Origin of the sequence: Mycobacterium sp. 48b (genome assembly GCF_048282725.1) — a bacterium.
In the GTDB taxonomy this organism is placed as follows: domain Bacteria; phylum Actinomycetota; class Actinomycetes; order Mycobacteriales; family Mycobacteriaceae; genus Mycobacterium.
Window position 1 is genome coordinate 2,750,314 of record NZ_JBLVUL010000001.1, and the last position, 26,040, is coordinate 2,776,353.

Genomic DNA, 26,040 nt, shown 5'->3' on the forward strand with positions numbered 1-26,040 from the left:
GGCGAGCCGAACTCAGCGATACTCGAATTCGTCGAGCAACGCGCCGAAATCCTGTGTTTCCCATAGGTGGAGGACGTTGCCGAGCATCAGCAGTTGGGCCCGCACCGGCTCGTTGTCGGCGATCCGTGGATCGAAGCGGTCGATGTCCTGATCGGGCAGCGCGGCCGTGAGGTGGGCAGGAGCATCGAGGAGCCAGGCGACTCCCATCACCGCGGCGTAGAGCAGCAGCTGGGTGCGTAGCCGCGCGGTGTCGAGTGCTGGCCCGCCGGCGGTGTGAAACTCGGCGGCGAAGTGATCCAGCAGCCCGTCGAGATGCCGTTCCCAGATCTCTGTCTCGGCGCTGCACAGCGAGCCCCACAGGGCCATGGCGACATTCATCACGCTGACGCAGCCCCAGTCCATCAAACCGCACTTCAATGTCCCGTCCGGCTCGGTCCAGAACCAGGCATTGTCGACGTTGGCGTTCCAGTGGCAGAGCGCGACCTGGTCCACGGTGGTGTGCAGCCAGGCCATGATGGCGTCCTCGGCAGCCGCGATCCGGCCCACGTCGGCGAGCATGCGGGCGGTGAACTCGGGGTGGCCGACGCTCGGCGGCAGCAGGGCCGGATAACGGGCCGTGAATGCGGCCAGTCGGAGGATCTGCCCGGCGAGCTCGTCAGGGGAGTGGTGTGTCCGGGCGCCGACCGTCACTTTGGCGGCGTCGAAACGGAACTGATCGGTCACCGTGTCGGGAAGGGACCCGGACCGGTGGGCGCCGGCCAGCCGCGCCACCGAGGTGAGCAGGGCCCGGTAATGCCCGAGGGGATCGGGCATCCGGTAGTCGAGGCATTTGTCGTAGTGCGGTTCAACCGCGGAGGTGCCGAACGCGATCCGCTCGGTCAACAGCATCCCGGTGCACGATGCGGCGTGGTAGTCGGCGAACAGGCACACCGGCACCGTGACCGGCAGCTCTGTCCGGGCTGACAACGCTCCGAACGCCACCTCGAGCTCCATCTGCGACTTGCCCCGGTCCCGGCGTGGGCTGTCGAAGTCGCGGGAGAACTTCACGAACAGTTCCTCGGGCAGCCGGTCGCCCGGATCCGCGTAGCGCACATCCAGTAGGGCCTTGCGGCCGGTACTGCCCCCGACGCATTCCTCGAAGCGGGTGATCTCGGTGATCCGATTGCCGTGCGGGAGAACGCCGAAAGTGCGCAGGGCGCAGGTCAGGAAGTCCGGGCCGGCACTGCGGAGGGTGTCCGGATCAGCGGGAAACTCGAGCCCGGTTCCGTCTCCGATCACCCAGCGCCGCATCTGGCCTCCTCACCCATCTCGCCACTAACCTGAATAGCCATGGCTATCAATCCCTCTGACGTTCTGCTCACCGGACAGGTGGCAGTTGTCACCGGCGGTGGCACCGGTATCGGCCGGGGTATCGCTGCAGGCCTCGCGGCTTTCGGTGCCACGGTGGCCATATGGGAGCGCGACGCGGACAGCTGCGCAGAGTCCGCCGAATCCATCGGCGCCCTGGGCATCGTCACCGATGTTCGTGACTCCCCGCAGGTGGACGCCGCGTTGACACGGACCGCGGCCGAACTGGGGCCGGTACGCATCCTGGTCAACAATGCCGGCGGCGTGTTCTCCTCGCCGCTGTTGGAGACGAGCGAGAACGGCTGGGACGCACTGTACAAAAGCAATCTGCGCCACGTGCTGTTGTGCACACAGCGGGTCGCGCGCCGATTGGTCGCAGATGAATTGCCGGGCAGCATCATCAATCTCACGTCGATCGAGGGCGTGCGAGCCGCCCCCGGGTACGCCGCATACGCGGCCGCGAAAGCAGGCGTCATCAACTACACTCAGACCGCGTCGTACGAGCTTGCCCCGCACAACATCCGGGTCAACGCGATCGCTCCCGACCTCACCATCACCGAGGGGCTCTTGGCTCTGTCGCCGGACGGTCCGCCCCCGGGTATCGCTGATTCCATCCCGCTGGGTCGGGCTGGTCATGTCGACGAAATCGCAGGAACGGCAGTATTTCTGGCTTCCGGTCTGTCCGGCTATATCACCGGGCAGACGATTCACGTCGACGGTGGCACTCGGGCTGCGGGTGGCTGGTACCGCCACCCGCAGACCGGCGCCGCCACACTCGGTCCGGGCTAGGGGTCCGGACTTACTTGAGGCAGCTTCCCGCGTCGACCGGCAGCGTCACGCCGGTGATGTAACGCGCCTCGTCGGAGGCCAGGAACAGCACCGCGTTGCTGATGTCCACGGCCTCGACCCACGGAATGGGCAGGGTGTGGAACAGCTGGCAGATCGGCGCCATGTCGTCGGGACCCGGGTTCTCCAGATCGGGCCGGAACATCTTGAAGGTGCCGTCGTTGTGCAGCATCGGGGTCGCCACATGGGTGGGATGCACGGTGTTGCAACGGATGTTGTGCTGACCCAGCTCCACGGCGAAGCCGCGCATGAGGCCGACGACGCCGTGCTTGGCGGCGACATAGTTACCACAGTGCGGGTACGCCTTGAGCCCGCCGACCGAGCTGGTCAGGACGATCGAGCCGCCGCGGCCGCCTTCGATCAGGTGCGGCACACCGGCTTTGACCGACTTCCAGACGCCCGAGAGGTTGATGTCGATCATCTCGTCCCAGTCCAGCTGGCTGGTCTCGTGCAGCACGTCGCCGCCGTTGCCGATGCCGGCGTTGGCCACGATGATGTCGAGGCGGCCGAGCTGCTCGACGCCGCTGTCGACGGCGGCCTTGATCGCATCGGCGTCGCGCACGTCGACCTCGGCGGTGACGACGCGTCGGTTGAGTCCCTTGATGAGGTTGGCGGTCTCGGCCAGGTCATCGGAGGTGGAGGCCGGGATGGCGGTCTCAACGCCGGGCCGGATCGGTCCACAGATGTCGAGCGCGATGATGTCGGCGCCTTCCTGCGCCAGTCGTACCGCGTGGCTACGCCCCTGGCCGCGGGCCGCGCCGGTGACGAACGCGACCTTGCCTTCCACCCGTCCAGTCATTGATTACCCCAGTTCTGTTTCGTGTCCGGCACATACTCGGTGAAGTACTGTGCACCTGCTCAGCAACTGTGTCACCGGGTCGCCTGCTGTGTCAATGACAGATACGTTTGAGGCAATTTGTACTCTCCGCTTAGAAGAATCGTGTTCTCACACGTTCATCGTGGCGACGATTTGCGGCAGGTCCAGGGTCGAGTGGATTCCGGGCGCGGCCGCGCAGACGAAAGGCACCGCGTTGACCGCGCGGTTCGCCGTGTAGCCCGGGGATATCGCGGCCATCTGATCGAGCGGAATCGGCATCCGGACGTCGATGTCCAGGGGTGCGTCGCCGTCGACGCTGAGGTGCCATCCCGTCGGGCGCAGGTCCCAGTCCTCGGTGAGGTCCGTGCAGCAGTACCAGGTCGCCCGGAATCTCAGCAGCCGACGCCCTGCGCGCAGCCCCGAGACGGTGATTCGTTGCGCAGCCACCGTTCCGGCGGCCAGCTGGCCGGCCCGGATTGTGGTGTCGTGGGCCGCGAGGCCCCACTGGCCCTCGGTGAGCACCGAGTCCAGCGGCAGCCCGATCGCGTCGGCGACCAGGCGCAGTGACGGGCCGAAACTGGCCTGCAGGTGGGCGGCCCGACGCTCGTCGAAGGGGCCCGACGGCGGACGGCCGAAGCCCATGACGTCGAACAGCAGCTCCGGTGAATTGCGTTGGGACAGATCGGCGTACTCGTCGATCGCGAGAAGGTCCAGCCGGCGCTGGACCGAGGTCAATGCCAGCGGTATCGCCTCGGTGATGAACCCGGGGCTGCTTCCGGTGGCATAGAGCGTCGCGTTGCCGAGCGCGCAGGCGTCGCTGACAACGGAGTGCAATGCCGGGTCGATCGACGCCGGGTGGTGGAACTGGCCGCAGGTGCTGACCACGTTGATTCCCGCGCCCAGCAGCCGGCACAGCTGCTCGATGTCGGGTGCCGCGGGCATGTAGAGCACACAGTCGGGCGCGGCGTCGAGGATGGCCTCGATGCGGTTGGTGGCCGTGATGCCGGTGGGGTTCAGGCCGCACAGGTCGCCCGCATCGGTGCCGACCTTGTCGGCGCCGAAGACATGAACAGCGCTCAGGTCCAGGTTCGGATGCTCGATGATCGAGCGCAAAGCGTGGGTTCCGATGGTGCCGGTCGCCCATTGCGCGACGCGATGGCGGTAAGTCCGGAGATCGGGCACGCGTCTGAGTGTAAGGAGAATTCTTTCCTTAGGAGAACGAAATTCTCAGCTAGCTGGCGGCGAATCCGTTGGCGACGAAGTCCCAGACCTCGTCGGCCGTGATGGGGTGGATCGACGCATCGTCGGCTCCGCCGCTGGATTGTGCGACGAACATCACCGTCTGCATGGTCATCGCGGCCATCCGTCGCGGGTTGATCCCGTCGCGCAGCTGGCCGGCCTCGGAGGCCTCCTCCATGAGCTCGGTGAGCAGGGCCAGCAGCGGTGCGTGCGCGACCTTCACCTCCGACGGGTGCGACACCAGCAAACGCGGTGCGAAGTCGGTGAACAGCGGGCGCTTGGCGGCGGGATCGGGCCGTGACGATTCGAAAAGCAGCTGAATGGCGACCTTGAGTCGCTCGATCGGCTCGCCCTGCGTCGAGGTGGCGGCCCTGATCTGGTCGGCCGAGCGGCTCAGTGCATCCTCGAACAACGCGAGCAGGAGCTCGTGCTTACCATCGAACTGCAGGTAGAAGCTCCGCAGTGACTGGCGGGAGCGGTCCACGACCTCTTGGACCGTGAAGTCGGTGCTGCCCTTCTCGATGATGATCGCCTGGGCCGCGTCGAGGAACCGCTGCACGCGCTGGGCGGCGCGCAACTTGGCCGTTTTGATCGACCGCTCGACAGCTCGTTGCTTCCACGCGGGTTCTTCGCCAGCGGTAGTCACTGGCGGCTCCGACGCTTGTCGAGTGGGGAGAACATGAACTGACTGTACCGGAGAACGCCTTGCCATTGTGGTGCCAGACCCCCTCGCGGCCAACGTGTCGGAGATTGTAACTTTCGTACTGTGAGAATAGTATTCTCACGAAGGGAATTATAGAAGTCCTTTGGGAAGAAGGGTTTCGCATCAAATTTGGCGCCGCCGGGGCGCTGTTCGCGGGTGGTGCCGCGGTCGCGATGTCGGCTGTCGTGTGGCAGCTGTGAACAGAAGGAAACACGTGTACATCGACTACGACGTTGCCGATTCGATCGCCACGATCACACTCAACCGGCCGGAAGCCGCCAATGCGCAGAACCCCGAACTGCTCGACGAGCTCGACGCGGCGTGGACCAGGGCTGCCGATGACCGCGATGTGAAGGTGATCGTGCTGCGGGCCAACGGCAAGCACTTCTCGGCGGGTCATGACCTGCGTGGCGGTGGGCCGGTGCCCGACAAGATCACCCTGGAATTTCTCATCGAGCACGAGTCCCGGCGCTATCTGGAGTACACGCTGCGGTGGCGCAATGTGCCCAAACCGTCGATCGCGGCGGTCCAGGGCCGCTGCATCTCCGGCGGTCTTCTGCTCTGCTGGCCGTGCGACCTGATCCTGGCCGCCGACGACGCGCTGTTCTCCGACCCGGTGGCACTGATGGGTATCGGCGGTGTCGAGTACCACGGGCACACCTGGGAACTCGGTGCCCGCAAGGCCAAGGAGATCCTGTTCACCGGCCGGGCCTTGACCGCCGAGGAGGCCGAGCGCACCGGCATGGTCAACCGCGTGGTGCCGCGGGACGAACTCGACGCCCAGACCGCTGAGCTGGCCGCACAGATCGCGCAGATGCCGGCGTTCGCGCTCCGTCAGGCCAAACGCGCCGTCAATCAGACCCTCGACGTACAGGGCTTCTACGCCGCGATCCAATCGGTGTTCGACATCCACCAGACCGGGCACGGCAATGCACTCAGTGTCAGCGGCTGGCCGGTCCTTATGGGTATCGACGGAATGAAGCAGAACATCAAGTAGGCCGGGGCCTCTCCGATGGGGGCGATCCGGCTCAGCGTGAGTTACGCGGCCAGACAGATCTACGCGCAGACCACCGCCGCGGCCGCGGTGACGCTCGTGGTGTTCGCGCTGAGCCGCAACACCGTGGGTGACGCACGTGAGCTGCTGACCCAGGCGAATCTGGTCGCGCTGATCTCGTTGATGGTCGCGGCGGCAATCGTGGATACCGTCGTGGGCTGGGTCAACCTCCACCCGACGTTCAAATGGTTTGCCGCGGGTAAGGATCCGACGCCACAACAGCAGCGCGCCGCCATGCGCATCGCGCCGCGGCAGACCATCATCCAGTTCACCACGTGGGCGGTCAGCGCGGTCGTCTACACGCTGCTGAACCTCGATGCCGGGGGAGGCGTCGCGTATGTGATGGGGGGTGCGATTCTCTTCGGCGGCGTGGCGGCCGCCTGTATGGGATTCCTGGTGACGCAACGGATGTTGCGGCCGATCGTCGCAGCATCGCTCACCGCGTCCTCGGCGACGATCGTCCGGATGCCGGGTGTGCTGGCCCGCCTCGTCACCATCTGGACGCTGTTCAGTGGGCTGCCCTTGGCGGGCATCGCACTGATCGTGCTTGCCCGCTCCAACGGCTGGTTCGTGCAGAAGACGGCGCCTGTCGAGGCTGCGGTGCTGGTGGTGGCAGTCATCTCGCTGGTTTTCGGACTTCGGTCGATGGTTCTCGTGGCGCGTTCGGTCTCCGATCCCGTCGGAGAAGTCGTCCTGGCCATGAAGGCGGTTGAGCGCGGCTGGTCCGGTGTGTCGGTCAAGGTCTACGAGTCGTCAGAGATAGGCCGGCTCCAGTACGGATTCAACCGGATGCTGGCCGGCCTGGCCGAGCGGAACCGGTTGCGAGACTTGTTCGGTCGCTATGTCGGCGTCGATGTGGCCCGGCATGCACTGCAGCAGGGCGTGGCGGTCACCGGTGACGTCCGCGAGGCCGCCGTCCTCTACGTCGATCTCGTCGGCTCGACCGCGCTGGCAGCCTCCCGACCGCCGCAGGAAGTGGCACAGCTGCTCAACGGGTTCTTCAAGATCGTGGTGGACACCGTCGAGCGGCATCACGGCTTGATCAACAAATTCGAGGGTGACGCGGTACTGGCTGTCTTCGGCGCGCCGCTACGGCTGGACAACCCGGCCTCGTCGGCGCTGGCCACCGCGCGGGCGCTGGTCCCGCGGCTGCACGAACTGCCGGATGTGGAATTCGGCGTGGGCATTTCGTGCGGGTCCGTGTTCGCTGGCAACATCGGCGCCGAGAACCGCTACGAGTACACCGTGATCGGCGATGCGGTCAACGAGGCGGCGCGGCTGGCCGACCACGCCAAGGACCGCGAGTCGACGGTGTTGTGCTCGGGAAGTGCACTGGCCCATGCCGATGCCGACGAAGGGGAGCACTGGGTGGTGCGCGGTTCGACGGTGCTGCGCGGTCGCTCGACGGCCACGGTCTTCGCCGAGCCCGTTGCGGACTCGCCGTAGCGGCGAGCGTCGTTCTCCGCGAGCGTGCGGGTCTGCCGGCCGACACGCCGACAAATAGCCGTACTTCGTGCACGCTCGACCGGTGCGAGCGTGCACTCACTGCCGCTCCACCGCGGCGTGTCGGGCGGCAGACCCGCACGCTCGCGGTGGAAAAAACCTACAGCTGGGCCAGGCGAGGCACGGTTCCGCGGGCCCGCAGGCCGGCGCCGGCCTTGCGGGTGAGTTCCCTTGAGCTGCTGAGCAACCCGTCGAGCACCAGAACCCGCTTGACGTGGTTGTGCAGCTCGTGCTCCTCGGTGAAGCCGATGCCGCCGAGCACCTGTTGGCAGTGCTTCGCCGCAGTGAGTGCGGCCTTGCCCGCGGCCGCCTTGGCCAGCAGCGAGTTCAGGTCGACGTTGTCCGCACCGGGCAGGCTCAGCGTGGCCTCGGCGCCTTCGATGGCCACGAGTGTCTCGGCCAGCCGGTGCCGCACGGCCTGGAAGGACGAGATCGGCTTGCCGAACTGGACCCGGTCCAATGCGTGCTGTCGGGCCAGGGCCAGCATGGCACGGGCCGAGCCGACCAGCCACCAGCCCAGGGCGCGGCGCGCCTCCGATACCCGGAGCAACTGGCCGTCGGGTACCTCCCGCAGGGGCAGTCCACCCATTGTGTGGTTGGCGCCGGCCGGGGGATCCTCGCGTTCCCAGATGACCCAGGTGCCACCGGCATAGGGCATCGGCGGCGTTCCGCCGGGTAGACCTCCGATGGTCTCAAGCAGCACATCGTTGAGAATCGAGGCGTGCGAACCCGTTTCGCCCAGCAGCCGGAACACCAGTGGCATGGCGACCTCTGGCATGTCGGACAGCATCTCGGCCCAGCCGAGTTCGGCCAGCGCGGCGTCCAGCTTGGCGCCCGAGACCGACAGCATGGTCTTGCGCAGAGTGTCTTCGAGCAGGCCGAGAGATTCGGTATCCAAATCGGTCACGCCTCACTCCTTCCCGAGGTCCAGCAGGCGGCGCGCGATGATGTTGCGTTGCACCTCGGCGGTGCCGCCGTAAATGGTCGACGCCCTCGAGTACAGGTACTCGGTGCGCCATTCGGAGTCTTCGAGTTCGATGACGCCGGGCATCAGGTTGCGCGCGGTGTCGTAGAGCAGCTGTTCGGCACTTGCCAGCAGCACCTTGTCGATCGAGGTGTCCGGTCCAAGCCGGTGGCCCTCGGCCAGCCGGCGCTGGGTTGCCGCCGAACGGCAGCGCAGTGTGTGCAGGGCCAGGTAGACCTCTCCGAGATCCGTATCCACCACCTGCCCTTGCCGTTTCACTGCGTCGACCAGTGCGTCGAACCGCGAGTACAGATAAGCGATGCGCTGCCAGAAGCAGGTCGAACGCTCGTAGGGAAGCAGGTCCATCGCCAGTTGCCAGCCGTCGCCGGGATTGCCCAGCATCCGGCTCGCGTCGACCTCGACGTCGTCGAAATACACCTCGCAGAACTCATCGACATCGTGCATGGTGCGCAACGGCCGGACAGTGATGCCGGGGGAGTCGGTGTCGACGAAGAAGGCCGTGATCGCTTGGTGGTTGGGGGTGTCCGCATCGCCGGTGCGGGTGAGCAGGATGCACCGATGTGAGTACTGCGCGAAGCTGGTCCAGACCTTCTGGCCGTTGATGACCCACTTGCCGTCCTCGCGCTGGACCGCTCTGGTGGTCAGCGATGCCAGGTCGCTGCCCGAGCCCGGTTCGGAGAAGCCTTGGCACCACTGCTCTTCGCCGGAAAGCAGCTTCGGCACCATCTCGGCGGCCAGTTCTTTGGGCGCGTAGTCGATCATCGTCGGCGCCAGCACTTCCAGCATCGAGTAGGGGCCGGGCTCGGCCAGCCTGCGGCCGACGACCTCCTCGCCGACGATGGCGCGCAGCATCTCCGGACCGCCCAGGCCGCCGGCGTGCTCGGGCCAGCCGTAGCGGCTCCAGCCCCCGTCGTACAGTGCCTTCTGCACGCGGGCGAACTGGCGCATGTGACCTTCGAGCGAATGGTCATCGGGTGGCGTCAGGTCATTCTCGGCGAGCCAATCCTGCAGCGCCGTACGGAAAGCCGCGGGTTCGAACAGCTCGCTCATGCGGTTGCCTCGCATGCTCGGCTCCCGCATTTCAGATCTGCGATTCGCTCGCTACGCTCGCTCATCCGGCCTCCGGCCTGCCGATCGCGTGTGGCCGGCCGTGGTCGTGATCGCCACTGCGCCGGATGAAGGTCATCGCACGGGTCTTCAACCGCCAGCCCTCGGCGGTCCGCACGTAGGTGTCGCGGTAGTAGCCGATGCGCATGTCGTGCTTGGAGTGCTCGATGAAGCACAGCGGTTGGGTACCGGACGCGGTATCGGCCCCTTCGACCAGGTCGATCAGGGCGGTGCCGGTCATGAACAGGCCCTTGGGTGCGGCGTCCACCAGCACCGGGAAGCGATTGAGCGTGTAGGTCTCGCCGAATGCACTGTAGGTGCCGTCCGGGGTGAAAACGCTGATCAGACCGTCGATGTCGCCTTGGGTGATGGTCACCGCGTACTTGGCGAGCACCTGCTGGATCTCGATCAGATCCTCGGTCCGCGTCGGGGTGTCAGTTGATGTGCTCATTGCGGAAGACCTTACCGCCTTTCATTACAAAATCCACATGTTGTGTAACGCTGATGTCCTCGAGTGGATTACCCGGCACCGCGATGATGTCTGCGAGGAGGCCTTCTGCCAGCCGGCCCCGGTCGGTGACGTTGATCAGATCGGCGGCGATGGTGGTGGCCGAACGCAGCACCGCGGCCGGCGGCATGCCCCATTCGACCAGCGTGACGAGTTCGTCGGCGTTGCGGCCGTGCGGGATCGCCGGGGCGTCGGTGCCGACCGCGATCTTCACCCCGGCCTCGTAGGCCGCCTTGATGGAGGTCTCGGCCTTCGGGAACATCTCGGCTGCCTTGTCCTGCAGCACCTTCGGTGCCTTCGACACGTCCATGGCCTGGGCCAGGCGGCGGGTGGTGACCAGGAACCGGTCGTTGTCGACGAGCATCTGGATGGCTTCGTCGTCCATCAGGAAGCCGTGTTCGATGCAGTCGATGCCGCAGTCCACGGCGTGTTTGACCGCCTCGGCGCCGTGGGTGTGGGCCGCCACGCGCAGCCCGCGCCGGTGCGCCTCGTCGACGATGACGCGCAATTCCTCGTCCGAATAGTGCTGTGCCCCGGCCTCTCCGGTGAGCGACATGACTCCGCCCGAACAGCACACCTTGATCAGCTGGGCGCCGTGCTTGATCTGGTAGCGCACGGCCTTGCGGATCTCGTCGACCCCGTTGGCGATGCCCTCCTCGATGGTCAGCTCCAGCACGCCCGGCATGAACGCCGCGAACATCGTCGGATCCAGGTGCCCGCCGGTCGGGGTGATGGCGTGGCCGGCGGGGACGATGCGCGGTCCGTCGATCCAGCCGGCGTCGATGGCCTTGCCCAGCGCGACGTCGAGCAGGTAACCGCCTGTCTTGACGAACAATCCGAGGTTGCGCACGGTGGTGAACCCGGCGCGCAGGGTGCGGCGGGCGTTGCCGACCGCCCGCAGCACGCGGGTCGGGGGATCGTCCTGCACCTGGGACAGGCCCGGGTTCTCGCCCCGGCCACCCATGAGCAGGTTGACCTCCATGTCCATCAGGCCGGGCAGCAGGATGGAGTCGCCGAGGTCGATGACTTCGTCGTCAGGACCAATGACTGGGTCTGATGTGCCGTCTCCGACGGCCACGATGCGGTCACCGTCGACACGGACAATGCCGGGACGAATGATCGTCCCGGCATCGACGTCGACAAGACCCGCAGCTTTGAGGGTCAGCACGACTAAACCACCGGCTCCTTGATGAGATTGACGTAGGCCGCGCCACTGTCGAGCACTCGCGGTTGCTTCCACACCTCGATCGGGAAACTGACCATGACGACCGACTGTCCGAGGTGCACCAGCGCCTTGGCGTCGTCTGGCATGCTCGCCAGCGGGAAGCGGGCGTCGACGTAGACCATGATGTCCTCGAGGCGCGCCATGCCTGCGTCGTAGAGCTCCTGCATCTCGTCCATCGACGAGTTGAGGCGCTTCTGGTAACGCTCCTCTTCGGTGGGCAGGCACCAGTCGCTGAACCGCTCCAGGTCGGCGAATTCTTCGGGCAACTTAGACATTTGCGGCATCCTTTTCTGCGGCCTTCTCACTCGGGGCGACGTGCTTGCCGTTGGTCGAGCCATTCCCGTTGGCCTTGGCTTCTTTGTACCGGTCGACGTAGTTGTGCGCGGTGTGGTGCAGGTGGCGCAGCAGGATCTCCTGGTCGCACAGCGGGAAGTCGAGCACCGCGCGGGTACCGATCTGCGTCTGGGTGGCCTCCAGCGTGTTGGCGTCCTGGAACGCGTACTCCTTGAACGTCACCGCGGCCAGTTCCTGGGACAGCCGTTCGCGCAGGTTCTTCGGCGGCACGAAGTACAGGTCGGCCTCGAAGATATGGCTGTCCACTCCGGTGGGCCAGTAGTTGTAGGTCAGGTACCAGCCCGGCGCCCAGAACAGCAGGGTGAAGTTCGGGAAGAACTCGAAAGAGTCCTGACCCCAGGTGGCGTGCCGGCCGGGATTGATCGCGGGCGGCAGCTCGTCGGGCAGGACGCCCTTGATGTCGGGGCGGTCCCACGGCCCGAACAGGCCGCTGTGCAGGATGCGCTCGATCGGCTTGACCATCTTGAGGTCCTTCGGCGGGCTCATGCCACCCCAGGACGAGATCATCGAGTGATCGCCCTTGATGTCGTAGTGCAGCGCCTCGAAGCCGAACTTGGCCAGCTTCTCGGCCTCCTCCTTCTCCGCCTGCTTCATGTGCAGGATCGGCGCGTGGTAGAACTCGACGAACGCGTCGATGAACAGCTTCCAGTTGGCCTTGATCTCCGAGCGGTAGCTGTAGTGCTCGGTCATCTCGTGGAACGGATAACCCTTGAGGCCCTCGGCGAACTCGCCCAGGTACTCCTCGAGCGACACCGCGTCGTCGTCGAAGTTGACGAAGATGAAGCCTTCCCACACCTCGCAGCGCACGGGCTTGAGCGGGTAGTCGGCCTTGTCGACGTCGAAGAACTCCTGCTCCTGCTGGATGAACGTCAGATCGCCCTTGAGGTCGTAACGCCAGGCGTGGTACTTGCAGACGAACTGCCGGCAGCTGCCGGAGACCTCTTCGCCCGGGTAGTCGTTCCACACCAGCTTGTTGCCGCGGTGGCGGCACAGGTTGTAGAAGGCGCGGATCTGCTCGCCGTCGTTGACGATGATGATCGAGGTGCCGGGACCGACCGACGGCAGCTCACGGGTGATGTATCTGCCCTTCTTGGGAATCAACTCCACGCGGCCCATCTGCAGCCAGGTCTTGCGGAAGATGGCCTGCTGCTCCAGCTTCCAGTGCTCGGGATCGATCGAATCCTCGTAGTTGACCGGGCCGGTGCCCAGTTCGGGCCAGTTCTCGGTCCAGCTGCCGGCATCCGGCTTCGGGAAGAACGCCATCATCTACCTCTACTTTCTTCTTGAGTTAGTGGCCGGATTCCGGCGCAATTCCAAAAGTGTTGTAAGCCATGGCCATCAGGCCATAGCCGCCGATCGTGAAGACCAGGTCCATGCGCTGGCGCTCGTCGAGGTGCTCGCTCAGCGCGGCCCAGGTGCCGTCCGAGATCTCCGCCTGCCCGTCGAGTTCATCGACGGAGTCGAGCACCAGCTGGTCGAGGGGAGTGGCACCTTCGCCACTCGTGCTGCTCACGATCCGCTCATCGGTCAGTCCCTCGGACTTGCCGATGAAAGCGTGATGCGTCCACTCGTATTCGCACTTCTTGCGGTGGGCGATCCGCAGGATGGCGAGCTCACGCATCTGCGGATCCAGCGTCGAGCGGAACAGCAGATGATTGCTGAACCGTAGGAACGCCTTGGTCAGCGAGGGATGGCGGGCCAGCGTCGACAGCGCGGTGCCCGCTCCCTCGGGATTGAGCCGCTCCTCCGGAAGCATGACGGACAGTGCGCGTCGCACGTCGTCGTCCCACTCCTCGGCAGGCAAGGGGGCCAAGCGCACGGGGCGGTTCTCCTCTCGATGACCCATCACTGACTCTCGGTTGCGAGAATCAGGTTCTCATTTCCGACTAAGAGGTTTCCATCTTTTGCGTCGATGGTCAACAAGAACGCGTCAGATTGCATGGTGACCTGGCTAAATCTGCTTGTCAGCAGCCTCAGACATTGATTCTCTCTAGATGAGAAGCTAGTTTTCTCTCATAGAGAACCAATGTGACGGCCTATGGGACGGAGCGAGGCAGTGAACAAAGACGACATGATCTTGATCAGCGTCGACGACCACATCATCGAACCGCCGAACATGTTCAAGAACCATCTTCCGGAGAAGTACCGCGACGAGGCGCCCCGTCTGGTGCACAACCCCGACGGCAGCGACACCTGGCAGTTCCGCGACACGGTGATCCCGAACGTCGCGCTCAATGCCGTCGCCGGCCGACCCAAGGAGGAGTACGGCCTGGAGCCCCAGGGACTCGATGAGATCCGCAAGGGGTGCTATGACCCCGACGAGCGCGTGAAGGACATGAACGCCGGCGGCGTGCTGGCCACGATGAACTTCCCCTCCTTCCCGGGTTTCGCAGCGCGGTTGTTCGCCACCGAGGATGCGGAGTTCTCGCTGGCACTGGTTCAGGCCTACAACGACTGGCACATCGACGAGTGGTGCGGGTCGAATCCCGGACGGTTCATCCCCATGGCCATCCCGGCGATCTGGGATCCGCAGTTGTGCGCCGACGAGGTGCGCCGGGTATCGAAGAAGGGCGTGCACTCGCTGACCTTCACCGAGAACCCGTCGACGTTGGGCTACCCGTCCTTCCACGACCTGGAGTACTGGAAGCCGTTGTGGGAGGCCCTGGTCGATACCGACACCGTGATGAACGTGCACATCGGGTCGTCAGGCAAGCTGGCGATCACCGCCCCGGATGCCCCGATGGACGTGATGATCACTCTGCAGCCGATGAACATCGTGCAGGCCGCGGCCGACCTACTGTGGTCAGCACCCATCAAGGCATACCCCGGCCTCAAGATCGCGCTGTCCGAAGGTGGCACCGGGTGGATTCCGTACTTCCTGGACCGGGTGGACCGCACCTACGACATGCACTCGACCTGGACGCACCAGGACTTCGGCGACAAGCTGCCCTCGGAGGTGTTCCGAGAGCACTTCATGACCTGCTTCATCTCCGATCCGGTCGGGGTGAAGAACCGCCACGAGATCGGGGTGGACAACATCTGCTGGGAGATGGACTACCCGCATTCGGATTCGATGTGGCCGGGCGCCCCCGAGGAACTACACGCGGTGTTCGAAACCTACGACGTCCCGGACGACGAGATCAACAAGATCACCCACGAGAACGCCATGCGGCTCTACCACTTCGAGCCGTTCGCGCACATCCCCAAGGAGCAGGCCACCGTCGGCGCGCTGCGCAAGGCCGCCGAGGGCCACGACGTGTCGATCCGTGCCCTGAGCCACAAGGAGAAGACCGGCGCCACCTTCGCCGATTTCCAGGCGAACGCCAAAGCCGTTGCCGGCGCGCGAGACTGAACGCCGAGACGATCGGCCGAGAAAAACTAGGAGAGCACACAGTGTCGGGCGGTATGAACTTCGAGCTGACCGAGGACCAGCAGCTGATCCGCAAATCCGTTGCGGAGCTGGCAGGTAAGTTCGACGATCACTATTGGATGACCAAGGACCAGGCTCACGAGTTCCCGCAGGAGTTCTACGACGCCATCGCCGGTGGGGGCTGGTTGGGGATGACCATCCCCGAGGAGTACGGAGGTCACGGTCTGGGCATCACCGAGGCCACCATCCTGGCCGAGGAGGTGGCCCGATCCGGTGGGGCGATGAACGCCGCCAGCGCGATTCACATGTCGATCTTCGGCATGCAGCCCGTGGTGGTGTTCGGCTCCGAGGAGATGAAGAAGGCGACACTGCCGCGCATCGTCGACGGCGACCTGCATGTCTGCTTCGGCGTCACCGAGCCGGGTGCAGGCCTGGACACCTCACGGATCACCACGTTCGCCAAAAAGGACGGCGACAGTTATGTGGTGAACGGCCGCAAGGTGTGGATCTCCAAAGCGCTTGAGTCCGAGAAGATCCTGCTGCTCACCCGCACCGAGTCGCGCGAGGATGTGGAGAAGCGCGGAGGCAAGCCGACCGACGGGTTGTCGCTGTTCCTGACCGATCTCGACCGCGACCACGTCGAGATCCGGCCCATCAACAAGATGGGCCGAAACGCGGTGAGCTCCAACGAGTTGTTCATCGACGATCTGCGCGTGCCCGCCGAGCACCTGATCGGCGAGGAGGGCAAGGGGTTCAAGTACATCCTGCACGGGCTCAACCCGGAGCGGATGCTGATCGCGGCCGAGGCCCTCGGCATCGGTCGCGTGGCCCTGGACCGTGCGGTGAAGTACGCCAACGAGCGGGTGGTGTTCGACCGGCCGATCGGCATGAACCAGGGCATCCAGTTCCCGCTGGCCGACTCGTTGGCCCGCCTCGACGCCGCAGAGTTGATCCTGCGCAAGGCCACCTGGCTCTACGACAACGGCAAGCCGTGCGGACGGGAGGCCAACATGGCCAAGTACCTGTGCGCAGATGCGGGATTTGGCGCCGCCGACCGTGCGCTGCAGACCCACGGCGGCATGGGTTACTCCGAGGAATACAACATCTCCCGGTTCTTCCGGGAGTCCCGACTGATGAAGATCGCACCGGTGAGCCAGGAGATGATCCTGAACTTCCTCGCCGCGAACGTTCTGGGCCTGCCCAAGAGCTACTGAGGAGATATCGAAGTTCCATGAGGACATATTTCGACCTGACCGGGCGTTCGGCGCTGGTGACCGGGGCCGGTGCCGGCATCGGTGCGGCGGTTTCGGAGGCGCTGGCCGCTGCCGGTGCCTCGGTGCTCGTCACCGACATCAGTGGTGACGCCGCGGCTGCGGTCGCGGAGCGGATCAACACCGCCGGCGGCAAAGCCGACAGTGCCGCGCTGGACGTCAGCGACCGCGACGCCGCAGTGGCGGCCGCCGCGCAGGCCGCCGCGCTCGGCGAGGGCAACCTGCACATCGTGGTCAACAACGCGGGCGTCACCTCCCCGGCGATGTTCCCCAAGCTGACCGACGAGACGTTCCGGCTCACCTTTGACATCCACGTCATGGGAACCTTCCACGTCACCCAGGCCGCGCTGCCGCACATGCCCACCGACGGGACCGGCCGCGTCATCAACGTCACCTCGGCGGCCGGCCTCACCGGCACGCTCGGGCAGGTGAACTACTCAGCGGCCAAGGCCGGCCTGATCGGCTTCACGAAATCGCTGGCCCGTGAGTTGGCGACCAAGAACATCATGGTCAACGCCCTGGCGCCGCTGGCCGCAACGCCGATGACGGAAACCATCCGCACCAACGAGAAGTTCGCGGCCAACATGATGAACCGCATCCCGCTCAAGCGGTGGGCCGATGCCGACGAGGTTGCGGGCGCGTTCGTCTTCCTGGCCTCCGATGCCGCGTCGTACATCACCGGGCAGGTACTCCCGGTCGATGGCGGCATGGTTATGTGACCTTGTGAGCGAGTTTACGAGCGAAGCGCCGGTGACGGAGTGCGCCTCCCTGCCCCTGGCCGGTATCACCGTCATAGCGATGGAACAGGCGGTCTCCGCGCCGATGTGCACCCGGGTGCTCGCCGACTTCGGCGCCCGGGTGATCAAGATCGAGAACCCCAAGGGCGGTGATTTCGCCCGGGACTACGACGATGTCGTGCTCGGTCAGGCGGCGCATTTCGTCTGGGCCAACCGGGGTAAGGAATCGATCACCCTCAATCTGAAGTCGCCGGAGGGCATGGAGGTACTGCACCGACTGCTCGATGGTGCCGACGCCTTCGTGTCCAATCTGGCTCCGGGCGCCACCGCACGCCTGGGGCTCGGGCCCGAGGATCTCAAGGTGCGTCATCCTCAGGTGATCCCGGTGGAGATCGACGGCTACGGACCCGGCGGGCCGCTGTCGCACAAGCGCGCCTACGACCTGTTGGTGCAGGCCGAATCCGGTTCGTGCGCGTCGACCGGCTATTCGGGCATGCCGGCCAAACCCGGTGCGGCGGTTGCCGACATCACCACGGGGCTGTATTCGGCGCTGTCGATCATGGCGCTGTTGCTCGGCCGGGCCCGCTCGGGCGACACCGGTGCGGCACCGGGCGTCGCGGTCAGCCTGTTCGACACCATGACCGACATCATGGGATACCAGCTGGCCTACACCCAGCACTCCGGGATCGACCAGGTTCCGCTGGGGATGAGTTCGCCGGCGGTGGCACCCTATGGCGCGTTCGATACCCGCGACGGGCAGACGGTGGTGCTGGGCACCACCAACGACCGGGAATGGCAGCGGTTGGCCCGCGAGATCATCGAGCGGCCCGATCTCGCCGACGACCCGCGTTTCGCCACCAACTCCGACCGCTGCGCGCATCGGGACGAGCTGAACAAGGCGATCGAATCCTGGTGTGCCGAGCATGATCTCGACGACATTCAACGGACCGCCGACGACGCCGGGATCGGCAATTCGCGCTACAACCTGCCCAGTGAGGTCATCGCGCACCCGCACCTGAAAGCGCGGGACCGGTGGCGTCAGGTCGGCACCCCCAATGGGGAGATCTCGGCCCTGCTGCCGCCGCCCGTGATCAGCGGCATGGAGTTGGGCATGGGTGCGGTGCCGGGGCTCGGCGAGCACACCGATGCCATTCTGGGCGGGATCGGCCTGAGCGCCGAGCAGATCGCCGCCCTGCGGGACCAGGGCGCCATCGGCCCGGCCTACCAGTCTTAAGTTCTAGAGGAGAATCCCATGCGCGAAACCGTCATCGTCGAGGCCGTCCGCACCCCGGTCGGCAAGCGCAACGGCGGCCTGTCCGGATTCCACGCCGCCGACCTGTCGGCACTGGTGCTCAATGCGCTCGTGGAGCGGGCGGGCATCAGCCCCGACATCGTCGACGACGTGGTCTGGGGCTGCGTCTCGCAGGTCGGCGACCAATCCAGCAACATCGGCCGTTATGCGGTGCTGGCCGCAGGCTGGCCCGAACATATCCCGGGCACCACGGTCAACCGGGCGTGCGGATCGAGCCAGCAGGCACTGGATTTCGCGGTCCAGGCCGTGATGTCCGGCCAGCAGGACGTGGTCGTCGCGGGCGGGGTGGAGGTGATGAGCCGGGTTCCCCTGGGGGCGGCCCGGGCCACCGGTCAGCCTTATGGCCCGAAAGTGTTCGAGCGGTACCAGGATTTTTCGTTCAATCAGGGCATCTCGGCCGAGATGATCGCGCGGAAGTGGGGTTTCAGCCGGACCCAGCTGGACGAATACTCCGTCGCCTCGCACGAACGAGCTGCGGCGGCCCAGGACCGCGGTGCCTTCGAGAACCAGATGATCACCGTGTTCCCCGACCCGGCTGATCAGGTGGACCCGGTGGTCGCCGACGAAGGGGTGCGCCGGGGTAGCACCGTGGAGAAGCTCGCCGGGCTCAAGCCCGCATTCGCCGACGACGGCGTGATCCACGCGGGGAACTCCTCGCAGATCTCCGACGGTGCCGCGGCCCTGCTGGTGATGACCGCGGAAGCTGCTGTGGCCATGGGCCTTTCGCCGATCGCGCGGTACCGCGCGGGTGCGGTGACGGGCGCCGATCCGGTGTTGATGCTCACCGGGCCGATCCCGGCCACCGAGAAGGTGCTGCACAAGTCAGGCGTGCGCCTGGACGAGGTCGGTGTGTTCGAGGTGAACGAGGCCTTCGCCCCTGTGCCACTGGCCTGGCTCGCCGAGACGGGCGCCGACGAGGCCAAACTGAACCCGCTCGGCGGCGCCATCGCGCTCGGGCACCCGCTCGGAGCGTCGGGTGCGGTTCTGATGACCAGAATGATCAATCACATGCGCGACAACGGAATTCGGTACGGCCTGCAGACCATGTGTGAGGGCGGCGGTACCGCCAACGCCACGCTGGTCGAGCTCATCGACTGACGCTAGGGAGAAGTAGTGCAACGCAATCTGTTCACCGAGGACCACGAGGCATTCCGCGCGCTCGCCCGCGACTTCATCGAAAAGGAAGTCGTCCCTGCCTATCCCGAGTGGGAGAAGGGCGGCCGGATGCCCCGTGACGTCTTCAAGCAGATGGGTGAGCTCGGCATGCTCGGCATGGCGATCCCCGAGGAGTTCGGCGGCGCCGGCATCGACGACTACCGATACAACGTGGTGCTCCAGGAGGAGGCGGCCCGCGCCCTGGTCACGTTGTCGACCGTGCGCACGCAGCTCGAGGTGATCCTGCCGTACTTCCTGCACTACGCGAACGAAGAACAGCGGCAGCGCTGGTTCCCGGGGCTGGCGGCGGGCACCCTGCTGACCGCGGTCGCGATGACCGAGCCGGGGACCGGATCGGATCTGGCCGGTATGCGCACCACCGCGGTGCGGGACGGCGACGAGTACGTGCTCAACGGTGCCAAGACGTTCATCACCGGCGGTATCCAGGCCGATCTCGTGGTCGTGGTGGCCCGGACGTCCACCGACCCGGAGAACCGGCGCAAGGGGTTGACACTGCTGGTCGTCGAGGACGGCATGGCGGGCTTCGAACGGGGCCGCGAGCTGGAGAAGATGGGCTGCAAGGTCCAGGACACCGCGGAACTGTCGTTCACCGATGTGCGCGTGCCGGTGGCCAACGTACTGGGGGAGGAGGGTGAGGCATTCAGCTACCTCGGCCACAACCTGGCCCAGGAGCGTCTCACCGTGGCCGTGGGTTCGGTGGCCCAGGCCCGCTCGGCCATCGCCGCGGCGATCGGCTACACCAAGGACCGCAAGGCGTTCGGCCAACCCGTGGCGTCGTTCCAGAACACCAAGTTCGAGTTGGCGGCATGCTCGACCGAGGTCGAAGCGGCCCAGGCGATGCTCGACCGGGCGGTGGCGCTGCACGTCGACGGCGAACTGTCCGGTGCCGACGCGGCGCGGGTGAAACTGTTCTGCACGGAGATGCAGGCGCGGGTGATCGATCGTTGCCTGCAGCTCTTCGGCGGGTACGGCTACATGATGGAGTACCCCATCGCGCGGCTCTACACGGATGCCCGGGTGGCGCGGATCTACGCCGGGACCAGCGAGGTCATGAAGGTGATCATCGCCAAGTCGCTGGGGCTCTGACCGGCCCAGTCCGGCGGTTGTGACGGCCGCCGGGAATTTCTTTTCCTGAGACACTTGTCACAGGCGGTCAAACCAACCTACTGTGTGTTCACTAGGTTGGTTCGACGAAGGAGTCCGGTGGCTTCGGTTGTAGGGGCAGAGGTGTCCTCTCAGGGTGCACGGCCCTATGAGACGCTCCTGGCCAAGGGGGAAGACCGCAGGCAGCGGATACTTTCTGTGGCGGAGAAGCTGCTCGCCCGCAACGGCTGGCGCAATACCTCCCTGGCGCAGATCGCCAGGGAAGTGGGTGTCACCCCGGCCGGCCTGTTGCACCACTTCGAGTCCAAGGAACAACTGCTCAACGCGGTGCTCGATGCGCGCGACCACGACGACGACACCCATGCCGACCGCTCCGGTGATCTCGCTCAGGAGATCAAGCGGGTGGCCGAGCGGTTCGTCCGAGCGCCCGAGTTGGTCGGCACCTTCACGGTGCTGCTGGTCGAGAACATCCAACCCGACGCGCCACTGCACGATCGTTTGCTCAAACGGCAGCAGGCTGCGCGCGACATCGTCACGGACATCATCACGCGCGGTCAGCTCAGCGGCCGCTATCGCTCCGACTTCGACGCGGCCACCAAGGCCGTGGAGATCCTGGCATTCATCAATGGAATGGAGACCTCATGGCTACTCGATCCCTCGCTCCCGTTGACGGACGTGTTCAAGAGCTACGCCGAGATGCTGGGGCGGGAGATCGAGCAGCCGGGCGGCCGCAACGGGGCGGCCGGCCAGTGAGATTGGAGGACGACATGCGGTACCGACTTGATGTGGTGGCCCCCTGCGTGGTCGACGCGGTCCGGTTCGCCGGTGGCTGGCTGGTCGACCGGGTGATGGCAGGGTGGGACGTCACGGTGCTGATCGGTGCCGACGAGGATGTCCGTCCGCTGGCGATCCTCGGGGTGGAGACGATGCCCCTGGAGTCGGTGCTGGAGTCCTGGGAGGACCGCCCGCATCCGCAGACCGTCGCGGTGGCCGCTGATCTGTTCAACACCGACGAGCGGGTTCGTCGCGGCGTCCTGGGCGCCCTGGAGCAGGGGCGCACCGAAGTGACGCTGTGGGGCGACGAGTGTCCGGCGGACCTGAGCGTCGACCCGGTACGGCACGAACTGTCCGCTGCCGCACGCGCTTTCAAGGCGCAGGCACTCGCTGCGGTCAACGATCCCGAGTCCGGGGTTGTCGGGCACACCGAGGCATTCCGGTGCGGCACGATGGTCAGCCGCTCGGTGCCCGCTGACCTGATCCCGGCGAGCTGACGAGCGTTTCCTGCCAATCGCAGGTCAATTTCTGCCAGCGGAATTAACCCTCTGACCTCGATGTTTAATGGTTCAGATCAGCGAAATGCACCAGAGAACACATCGGAAGAGGGCATCACCATGAAGAAGATCGGATTTGTCACCGTGATTGCCGGCGGTCTGAGCGCGGCGGTTCTCGGCTTCGCCGCGCCCGCATCGGCCGAGCCCGTCACTCCTGTCGGTCCGCATTACAGCGTCGACAACCACGATGAGGTCAACACCACGAACGGGTTTGTGGATCTTCCCTTCTGATCCTGAATCAGGTTGGTCCGTCGACCCTGCGCACAGATCGCCGAGACTGCGTACAGATCGCGAAAACTCCCATTTCGCGATCTGTACGCAGTCTCGGCGTCAAATGGGCGCTAGAGGAGGGTGGGCATGGCGGACCAGCCCCGCACCGCGGCGGTTTCCGAGGGCTTGGCGTTGGCCCAGTCGACCTCCCACTCCGTGAAGCGTTTGAGGATCTCCTCAAGGGCGATACGCCCTTCGAGGCGGGCCAGCGCGTTGCCCATACAGAAGTGCGTCCCGGCGCCGAAAGTCATGTGCGACTTCTGTTCCCGGTGAATGTCGAAGACGTCGCCGTCGGGCGCGAACCGGCGGTGGTCGCGGTTGGCCGCGCCGACCAGCATCAGCATCGCCGACCCTTCGGGAACGGTCTGGCCGTAGTACTCGACATCGCGGGTGACGTAGCGGGCGATCTGCAGTGCCGGCGGCTCCCAGCGTAGGATCTCCTCGATCGCCTGGGGGATGAGCTCAGGATTGTCCACCAGTTCACGGCGCTGGTCCGGGACGTCGGCCAGGGTCTTACCGGCCCAGCCGATCAGCCGCGTGGTGGTCTCGGAGCCTGCGGTCGCGATGACCGTCAGGTACAACAGCAGCTCGTCGCGGCGCAGCGTGCGCACGGTGCCGGTCTCGTCGGTGAACTCGGCGTTGAGCAGATCGGTCATGATGTCGTCGGACGGGTGCTCGGTGCGCCAGTCGATGAACTCTGCGAACACCTCACCGGTGGCCAGGGCATCGACGGTCTGCCCTTGCAGGGTCTGCTCGCCGTGGTCGGTGATGGCGCGCTGCCGGTCCTCGGGGATGCCCAGCAGCATGCCGATGACGCGCATCGGCATCTGCTCGCCGAGGTCCTGTACGAAGTCGAAGCGCTCTGATCCGACCAGTGGATCCAGGCAGCGCGCGGTGAATTCACGGATCTGCGGTTCGAGTGCGAGCACCTTGCGGGGGGTGAATACCCGTGACAGCAGGTTGCGGTGGATGTTGTGGATCGGCGGATCTTCGAAGATCAGTGTTCCCGGCGGGATTTCCATGCCGGACTTGATGATCTCGAGCAGGGCTCCGCGTCCGGAGATGAACGTGTCATGGTCGATGACGGCCTTGTTGACGTCGTCGTAGCGGCTCAGCGCATAGAAGTCGTGCTGCTCGTTGTAGTACAGCGGAGCCTCTTCCCTGATTCGGGCGAACACCGAATAGGGGTCCATATTGAGCTCGACGCTGTACGGGTCGTAGTACAGGTCGGCTTCGGTCGACGTGGGCACAGCTGGTCTCCTGACCGTATTGAATGGGCTGTGCATCTGCTTAGCAGGCCGGAGGTGGCCGGGTCAAGGATTGGTTTCCGGTGCTCGAACCGCGTCGAATTCGATACTGGCTGTTGCGGATTGAAATGTGGAACCGGTCCGGCGGTGATGTCTATCGGAATTACACTCTGGCGAGCTAGTGTAAATATTCGCAACAACGGCCGACGGGGGACTGATGACCGCTGAGGAGATCGTGCGCGCCGAGATCGCCGCGTGGGGGAGCAACGACGTCGACGGGGTCATGGGGCACTTCGCCGACGACGCAACCTTCGACATCGGGCCCGACTGGCCGAAGCTGTCGGGGCGCGACGCGATCCACGAGATGATGAAGGTGTTCTTCGCCGGCGGCAAATGCGTGGATCTCGAAATCCTGCACCTCGCCGTCGACGGGGACGTCGTGCTGATGGAGCGGCGCGATCACTGGATCGTGGACGGCAAGCAGATGAGCTGGCCGGTCATGGGTGCTTACGAGGTGCGGGACGAGAAGATCACGGCCTGGCGGGAGTACTTCTATCCGCCGAAGGAGTCCTGAGCTCGATCACGACCTTGCCCACGGCGCGTCCTTCTGCGACCTGCCGCAAGGCGTCCGCCGCCTGCTCCAGCGGATAGACCGCACCGATGTGTGGGCGGACGGCGCCGGTGGCCAACAGTTCCCGCAATTCGCCTTCGTTGCGGGTGAACTCGTCGGGGTCGATGTCCTGGAACTGAAAGCCAAGGACGTGAATCCCTTTGACCAGTACCAGGTTCAGCGGGATGCGAGGGATCTCGCCCGAGGCGTAGCCGATGGTCACGAACCGGCCCCCGCGGCGCAGTGACCGCAACGCCGGTTCGGACAGATCGCCGCCGACCGGGTCGAGTACGGCGTGGGCACCCTCAGGCACCGCCTCCCGCAGTTCGGCGCGCAGGTCGCCCCGCGCGTGGTTGACCAGCGAGTAGGCGCCGTATTGCGCTGCGATGGAAAGCTTTTCGTCTGACGATGCGACTGCGGTGACCCGGGCGCCGAGCACCGACGCGAGCTGCACCGCCGCAAGGCCGACGCCGCCGCCTGCACCCAGCACGATCACGTCGTCACCCGGTGCGATCCGGGCCACCGAGCGCAGCGTGTGATAGGCGGTGCGGTGGGCCACCCCGAAGGCTGCCGCGGTGCCGCCGTCCACGCCGTCAGGAATCCGGGCCAGCCCCGCCGTCGGGACGCACACCTGCTCGGCGAACGCACCGAACAGTCCGGTTCCGGTCACCCGGTCACCGACGCCGAAACCGTTGGTGTCGCCGGCTACTTCGGTCACCACTCCGGCGAACTCGCTGCCCGGGATGAACGGCGCCGGCACGTGTATCTGGTACTTGTCGGCGACCAGCAGTACATCGGGGAAGTTCACCGCGGCCGCGCCGACCAGGACCCGGACCTGGCCGGGCTCCAGCGGGGGAGGGGGGACGTCCTCGATCCGAACGACATCGGGAGGCCCGTACTCCGGGCAGACGGCGGCCTTCACCGGTAGTCGGTGGATTCGGCGAGTTCGGCGGCAGAGCGCATCAGCTCGGTGACCACCGGTCCGAACGCCAGCAGCTTCTCGTCGTCGCCAGCTCGCTGAAAACCCTGCTCCAGGACGATCGCCAGCTTCCACTTCGCCAGCACCAGGTAGTAGTCCAGGTCGTCGACCTGGCGCCCTGACACCTTCGCGTAGTGCGCGACGACGTCGTCACGAGACGGCATTCCGTGCATGTCGACATAACCCATCTCGGACGGCTCCGGGTTGTCCGGATCGGCAGGCCAGCTCTGCACCATCCAGGCCAGGTCCAGCTTCGGATCGCCCACGGTCCCCATCTCCCAGTCCACGATGGCGGCCATCGTGGCCGGGGCGCCATGGCGGTACATGACATTGGCGAACTGGTAGTCCCCGTGCATCAGGCCGGGGACGAAGTCGAGTGGCTTGTGGGCCCGCAGCCAGTCCGTGGCCACCTCGAGCCCGGGCAACTCGCGGTTCTTGATCCGGTCGAGGAACCCGATCCAGCGCGACACCTGGCGTTCGTGGAAGCCGTCGGGCCGACCGAGATCAGCCAGCCCCTTGGCTTGCCAGTCGACCTTGGACAGCAGCGCAATGCCCTCGGCCAGTTGATAACTCAGCCCGGGACGGGTGCTCGGGTCGGTGTTGAACGGCTCCGGCCAGCGGCCGTGGGTATCCATCGGCGACCAGCCGTCGACGAAGCCCATCAGATAGAAGGGCCGGCCCAGTACCTCGGGATCGGCGCACACTCCGACCGCGGCCGTGTGCGGGACATCCGTGCCGTCCAGTGCCTCGATGATGCGCCATTCCCGCAGAATGCCTTTGTCCCGATCCGGCGGGGCGCCTGCCGGTGGCATCCGCAACACACAGGTGTGCTCGCCACGGCGGATCTCATAGATGACGTTCTGGGTGCCGCCGGACAGGAAGCGGGCCTCCAGCGGCTCGCCCTTGCCGGGGAGGCCGGCGTTGTCCATCCAATCGGCAAGGCGC

At 65.7% G+C, this 26,040-nt stretch carries 27 protein-coding genes; 13 read left to right on the forward strand and 14 right to left on the reverse strand.

From position 1 onward, the window contains the following. Positions 1 to 12: 12 nt before the first annotated feature. A complete protein-coding gene (locus tag ACNQR1_RS13465; protein ID WP_418046725.1) occupies positions 13 to 1,290 on the reverse strand; it encodes a hypothetical protein in 1,278 nt (425 codons plus the stop codon). Positions 1,291 to 1,329: 39 nt separating this feature from the next. Here ACNQR1_RS13465 and ACNQR1_RS13470 point away from each other — a divergent pair, with 39 nt between their 5' ends. Then, positions 1,330 to 2,136, forward strand: coding sequence for an SDR family NAD(P)-dependent oxidoreductase (locus ACNQR1_RS13470; RefSeq protein ID WP_418046727.1), 807 nt, complete (start codon positions 1,330 to 1,332; stop codon positions 2,134 to 2,136). Between the two features lie 10 nt (positions 2,137 to 2,146). On the opposite strand, the gene ACNQR1_RS13475 is transcribed toward ACNQR1_RS13470, so the two are convergent. From ACNQR1_RS13475 to ACNQR1_RS13485, 3 genes are all read right to left on the reverse strand, one after another. Continuing rightward, positions 2,147 to 2,992 (reverse strand): mycofactocin-coupled SDR family oxidoreductase, encoded by an 846-nt coding sequence (locus ACNQR1_RS13475; protein WP_418046729.1) that lies wholly within the window; start codon positions 2,990 to 2,992, stop codon positions 2,147 to 2,149. A 147-nt stretch (positions 2,993 to 3,139) separates the two neighbouring features. After that, a complete protein-coding gene (locus ACNQR1_RS13480; protein WP_418046731.1) occupies positions 3,140 to 4,192 on the reverse strand; it encodes a dihydrodipicolinate reductase in 1,053 nt (350 codons plus the stop codon). 49 nt (positions 4,193 to 4,241) lie between these two features. Continuing rightward, positions 4,242 to 4,961 carry a TetR/AcrR family transcriptional regulator gene (locus ACNQR1_RS13485; RefSeq protein WP_418046733.1) on the reverse strand — a complete coding sequence of 240 codons (720 nt, stop codon included), beginning with the start codon at positions 4,959 to 4,961 and terminating at the stop codon, positions 4,242 to 4,244. A gap of 205 nt (positions 4,962 to 5,166) precedes the next feature. Between ACNQR1_RS13485 and ACNQR1_RS13490 the strand changes: the two genes are divergently transcribed. Both ACNQR1_RS13490 and ACNQR1_RS13495 read left to right on the forward strand, forming a co-directional pair. Next, the gene (locus ACNQR1_RS13490; protein WP_418046735.1) at positions 5,167 to 5,949 is read left to right on the forward strand and encodes an enoyl-CoA hydratase; all 783 of its coding nucleotides are present in this window, start codon (positions 5,167 to 5,169) and stop codon (positions 5,947 to 5,949) included. A gap of 15 nt (positions 5,950 to 5,964) precedes the next feature. Continuing rightward, positions 5,965 to 7,452: an adenylate/guanylate cyclase domain-containing protein gene (locus ACNQR1_RS13495; RefSeq protein ID WP_418046737.1), complete on the forward strand. Its 1,488-nt coding sequence runs from the start codon at positions 5,965 to 5,967 to the stop codon at positions 7,450 to 7,452. Positions 7,453 to 7,609: 157 nt separating this feature from the next. Here the strand turns inward: ACNQR1_RS13495 and ACNQR1_RS13500 are convergent, their stop codons facing one another. The 7 genes from ACNQR1_RS13500 to ACNQR1_RS13530 all read right to left on the reverse strand — a co-directional run bounded on the left by ACNQR1_RS13500 (position 7,610) and on the right by ACNQR1_RS13530 (position 13,507). Further along, positions 7,610 to 8,359: an acyl-CoA dehydrogenase family protein gene (locus ACNQR1_RS13500; RefSeq protein ID WP_418050357.1), complete on the reverse strand. Its 750-nt coding sequence runs from the start codon at positions 8,357 to 8,359 to the stop codon at positions 7,610 to 7,612. Between the two features lie 60 nt (positions 8,360 to 8,419). After that, positions 8,420 to 9,544, reverse strand: a complete 1,125-nt coding sequence (locus tag ACNQR1_RS13505; protein WP_418046739.1) for an acyl-CoA dehydrogenase family protein — start codon at positions 9,542 to 9,544, stop codon at positions 8,420 to 8,422. Positions 9,545 to 9,605: 61 nt separating this feature from the next. Continuing rightward, positions 9,606 to 10,052 carry a nuclear transport factor 2 family protein gene (locus ACNQR1_RS13510; protein ID WP_418046741.1) on the reverse strand — a complete coding sequence of 149 codons (447 nt, stop codon included), beginning with the start codon at positions 10,050 to 10,052 and terminating at the stop codon, positions 9,606 to 9,608. Then, positions 10,036 to 11,277, reverse strand: a complete 1,242-nt coding sequence (locus ACNQR1_RS13515) for an amidohydrolase family protein (RefSeq protein WP_418046743.1) — start codon at positions 11,275 to 11,277, stop codon at positions 10,036 to 10,038. Before ACNQR1_RS13515 ends, ACNQR1_RS13510 begins: the two co-directional genes overlap by 17 nt. A gap of 2 nt (positions 11,278 to 11,279) precedes the next feature. Beyond that, the gene (locus ACNQR1_RS13520; RefSeq protein WP_418046745.1) at positions 11,280 to 11,609 is read right to left on the reverse strand and encodes a hypothetical protein; all 330 of its coding nucleotides are present in this window, start codon (positions 11,607 to 11,609) and stop codon (positions 11,280 to 11,282) included. Beyond that, positions 11,602 to 12,951, reverse strand: a complete 1,350-nt coding sequence (locus ACNQR1_RS13525) for an aromatic ring-hydroxylating oxygenase subunit alpha (RefSeq protein WP_418046747.1) — start codon at positions 12,949 to 12,951, stop codon at positions 11,602 to 11,604. The genes ACNQR1_RS13520 and ACNQR1_RS13525 overlap by 8 nt, the downstream gene beginning before the upstream one ends. A 25-nt stretch (positions 12,952 to 12,976) precedes the next feature. After that, positions 12,977 to 13,507, reverse strand: coding sequence for a carboxymuconolactone decarboxylase family protein (locus ACNQR1_RS13530; protein WP_418046749.1), 531 nt, complete (start codon positions 13,505 to 13,507; stop codon positions 12,977 to 12,979). 237 nt (positions 13,508 to 13,744) lie between these two features. On the opposite strand from ACNQR1_RS13530, the gene ACNQR1_RS13535 reads away from it, so the two are divergent. The 9 genes from ACNQR1_RS13535 (at position 13,745) to ACNQR1_RS13575 (ending at position 22,220) form a co-directional block, all read left to right on the forward strand. Further along, positions 13,745 to 15,040 (forward strand): amidohydrolase family protein, encoded by a 1,296-nt coding sequence (locus tag ACNQR1_RS13535; protein ID WP_418046751.1) that lies wholly within the window; start codon positions 13,745 to 13,747, stop codon positions 15,038 to 15,040. Positions 15,041 to 15,093: 53 nt separating this feature from the next. Then, positions 15,094 to 16,272: an acyl-CoA dehydrogenase family protein gene (locus tag ACNQR1_RS13540; RefSeq protein ID WP_418046752.1), complete on the forward strand. Its 1,179-nt coding sequence runs from the start codon at positions 15,094 to 15,096 to the stop codon at positions 16,270 to 16,272. 17 nt (positions 16,273 to 16,289) lie between these two features. Then, positions 16,290 to 17,048 (forward strand): SDR family NAD(P)-dependent oxidoreductase, encoded by a 759-nt coding sequence (locus tag ACNQR1_RS13545; RefSeq protein ID WP_418046753.1) that lies wholly within the window; start codon positions 16,290 to 16,292, stop codon positions 17,046 to 17,048. 31 nt (positions 17,049 to 17,079) lie between these two features. Beyond that, complete coding sequence (locus ACNQR1_RS13550) at positions 17,080 to 18,300, forward strand: CaiB/BaiF CoA transferase family protein (RefSeq protein ID WP_418050358.1); 1,221 nt, start codon at positions 17,080 to 17,082, stop codon at positions 18,298 to 18,300. An 18-nt stretch (positions 18,301 to 18,318) separates the two neighbouring features. Next, positions 18,319 to 19,476 carry a thiolase family protein gene (locus tag ACNQR1_RS13555; RefSeq protein ID WP_418046754.1) on the forward strand — a complete coding sequence of 386 codons (1,158 nt, stop codon included), beginning with the start codon at positions 18,319 to 18,321 and terminating at the stop codon, positions 19,474 to 19,476. Between the two features lie 15 nt (positions 19,477 to 19,491). Continuing rightward, on the forward strand, positions 19,492 to 20,640 hold the full coding sequence (locus ACNQR1_RS13560) for an acyl-CoA dehydrogenase family protein (protein ID WP_328817263.1): 1,149 nt from the start codon (positions 19,492 to 19,494) through the stop codon (positions 20,638 to 20,640). A 117-nt stretch (positions 20,641 to 20,757) separates the two neighbouring features. Next, a complete protein-coding gene (locus ACNQR1_RS13565; RefSeq protein ID WP_418046755.1) occupies positions 20,758 to 21,411 on the forward strand; it encodes a TetR/AcrR family transcriptional regulator in 654 nt (217 codons plus the stop codon). A 14-nt stretch (positions 21,412 to 21,425) separates the two neighbouring features. Continuing rightward, on the forward strand, positions 21,426 to 21,929 hold the full coding sequence (locus ACNQR1_RS13570) for a hypothetical protein (RefSeq protein WP_418046756.1): 504 nt from the start codon (positions 21,426 to 21,428) through the stop codon (positions 21,927 to 21,929). Positions 21,930 to 22,049: 120 nt separating this feature from the next. Then, on the forward strand, positions 22,050 to 22,220 hold the full coding sequence (locus ACNQR1_RS13575) for a hypothetical protein (RefSeq protein ID WP_418046757.1): 171 nt from the start codon (positions 22,050 to 22,052) through the stop codon (positions 22,218 to 22,220). A gap of 110 nt (positions 22,221 to 22,330) precedes the next feature. On the opposite strand, the gene ACNQR1_RS13580 is transcribed toward ACNQR1_RS13575, so the two are convergent. Then, the gene (locus ACNQR1_RS13580; RefSeq protein WP_418046758.1) at positions 22,331 to 23,545 is read right to left on the reverse strand and encodes a cytochrome P450; all 1,215 of its coding nucleotides are present in this window, start codon (positions 23,543 to 23,545) and stop codon (positions 22,331 to 22,333) included. 178 nt (positions 23,546 to 23,723) lie between these two features. Here ACNQR1_RS13580 and ACNQR1_RS13585 point away from each other — a divergent pair, with 178 nt between their 5' ends. Continuing rightward, complete coding sequence (locus ACNQR1_RS13585; protein ID WP_418046759.1) at positions 23,724 to 24,080, forward strand: limonene-1,2-epoxide hydrolase family protein; 357 nt, start codon at positions 23,724 to 23,726, stop codon at positions 24,078 to 24,080. Here the strand turns inward: ACNQR1_RS13585 and ACNQR1_RS13590 are convergent. Together ACNQR1_RS13590 and ACNQR1_RS13595 are read right to left on the reverse strand one after the other, a co-directional pair. Further along, complete coding sequence (locus ACNQR1_RS13590; protein WP_418046760.1) at positions 24,037 to 25,038, reverse strand: NADPH:quinone oxidoreductase family protein; 1,002 nt, start codon at positions 25,036 to 25,038, stop codon at positions 24,037 to 24,039. The genes ACNQR1_RS13585 and ACNQR1_RS13590 overlap by 44 nt on opposite strands. Then, positions 25,035 to 26,024, reverse strand: a complete 990-nt coding sequence (locus ACNQR1_RS13595) for a phosphotransferase family protein (protein WP_418050359.1) — start codon at positions 26,022 to 26,024, stop codon at positions 25,035 to 25,037. The genes ACNQR1_RS13590 and ACNQR1_RS13595 overlap by 4 nt, the downstream gene beginning before the upstream one ends. Positions 26,025 to 26,040: the final 16 nt, after the last annotated feature.

Bases quoted from the DNA above. Each gene is read 5' to 3' on its own strand.
- ACNQR1_RS13545 (WP_418046753.1), top strand. From the start codon at position 16,290: ATGAGGACATATTTCGACCTGACCGGGCGTTCGGCGCTGGTGACCGGG.
- ACNQR1_RS13505 (WP_418046739.1), bottom strand. From the start codon at position 9,544: ATGAGCGAGCTGTTCGAACCCGCGGCTTTCCGTACGGCGCTGCAGGAT.
- ACNQR1_RS13585 (WP_418046759.1), top strand. From the start codon at position 23,724: ATGACCGCTGAGGAGATCGTGCGCGCCGAGATCGCCGCGTGGGGGAGC.
- ACNQR1_RS13495 (WP_418046737.1), top strand. From the start codon at position 5,965: ATGGGGGCGATCCGGCTCAGCGTGAGTTACGCGGCCAGACAGATCTAC.
- ACNQR1_RS13485 (WP_418046733.1), bottom strand. From the start codon at position 4,961: ATGGCAAGGCGTTCTCCGGTACAGTCAGTTCATGTTCTCCCCACTCGA.
- ACNQR1_RS13575 (WP_418046757.1), top strand. From the start codon at position 22,050: ATGAAGAAGATCGGATTTGTCACCGTGATTGCCGGCGGTCTGAGCGCG.
- ACNQR1_RS13520 (WP_418046745.1), bottom strand. From the start codon at position 11,609: ATGTCTAAGTTGCCCGAAGAATTCGCCGACCTGGAGCGGTTCAGCGAC.
- ACNQR1_RS13595 (WP_418050359.1), bottom strand. From the start codon at position 26,024: ATGGACAACGCCGGCCTCCCCGGCAAGGGCGAGCCGCTGGAGGCCCGC.
- ACNQR1_RS13465 (WP_418046725.1), bottom strand. From the start codon at position 1,290: ATGCGGCGCTGGGTGATCGGAGACGGAACCGGGCTCGAGTTTCCCGCT.
- ACNQR1_RS13510 (WP_418046741.1), bottom strand. From the start codon at position 10,052: ATGAGCACATCAACTGACACCCCGACGCGGACCGAGGATCTGATCGAG.
- ACNQR1_RS13525 (WP_418046747.1), bottom strand. From the start codon at position 12,951: ATGGCGTTCTTCCCGAAGCCGGATGCCGGCAGCTGGACCGAGAACTGG.
- ACNQR1_RS13475 (WP_418046729.1), bottom strand. From the start codon at position 2,992: ATGACTGGACGGGTGGAAGGCAAGGTCGCGTTCGTCACCGGCGCGGCC.
- ACNQR1_RS13540 (WP_418046752.1), top strand. From the start codon at position 15,094: ATGAACTTCGAGCTGACCGAGGACCAGCAGCTGATCCGCAAATCCGTT.
- ACNQR1_RS13555 (WP_418046754.1), top strand. From the start codon at position 18,319: ATGCGCGAAACCGTCATCGTCGAGGCCGTCCGCACCCCGGTCGGCAAG.
- ACNQR1_RS13580 (WP_418046758.1), bottom strand. From the start codon at position 23,545: ATGCACAGCCCATTCAATACGGTCAGGAGACCAGCTGTGCCCACGTCG.
- ACNQR1_RS13570 (WP_418046756.1), top strand. From the start codon at position 21,426: ATGCGGTACCGACTTGATGTGGTGGCCCCCTGCGTGGTCGACGCGGTC.
- ACNQR1_RS13470 (WP_418046727.1), top strand. From the start codon at position 1,330: ATGGCTATCAATCCCTCTGACGTTCTGCTCACCGGACAGGTGGCAGTT.
- ACNQR1_RS13500 (WP_418050357.1), bottom strand. From the start codon at position 8,359: ATGCTGTCGGTCTCGGGCGCCAAGCTGGACGCCGCGCTGGCCGAACTC.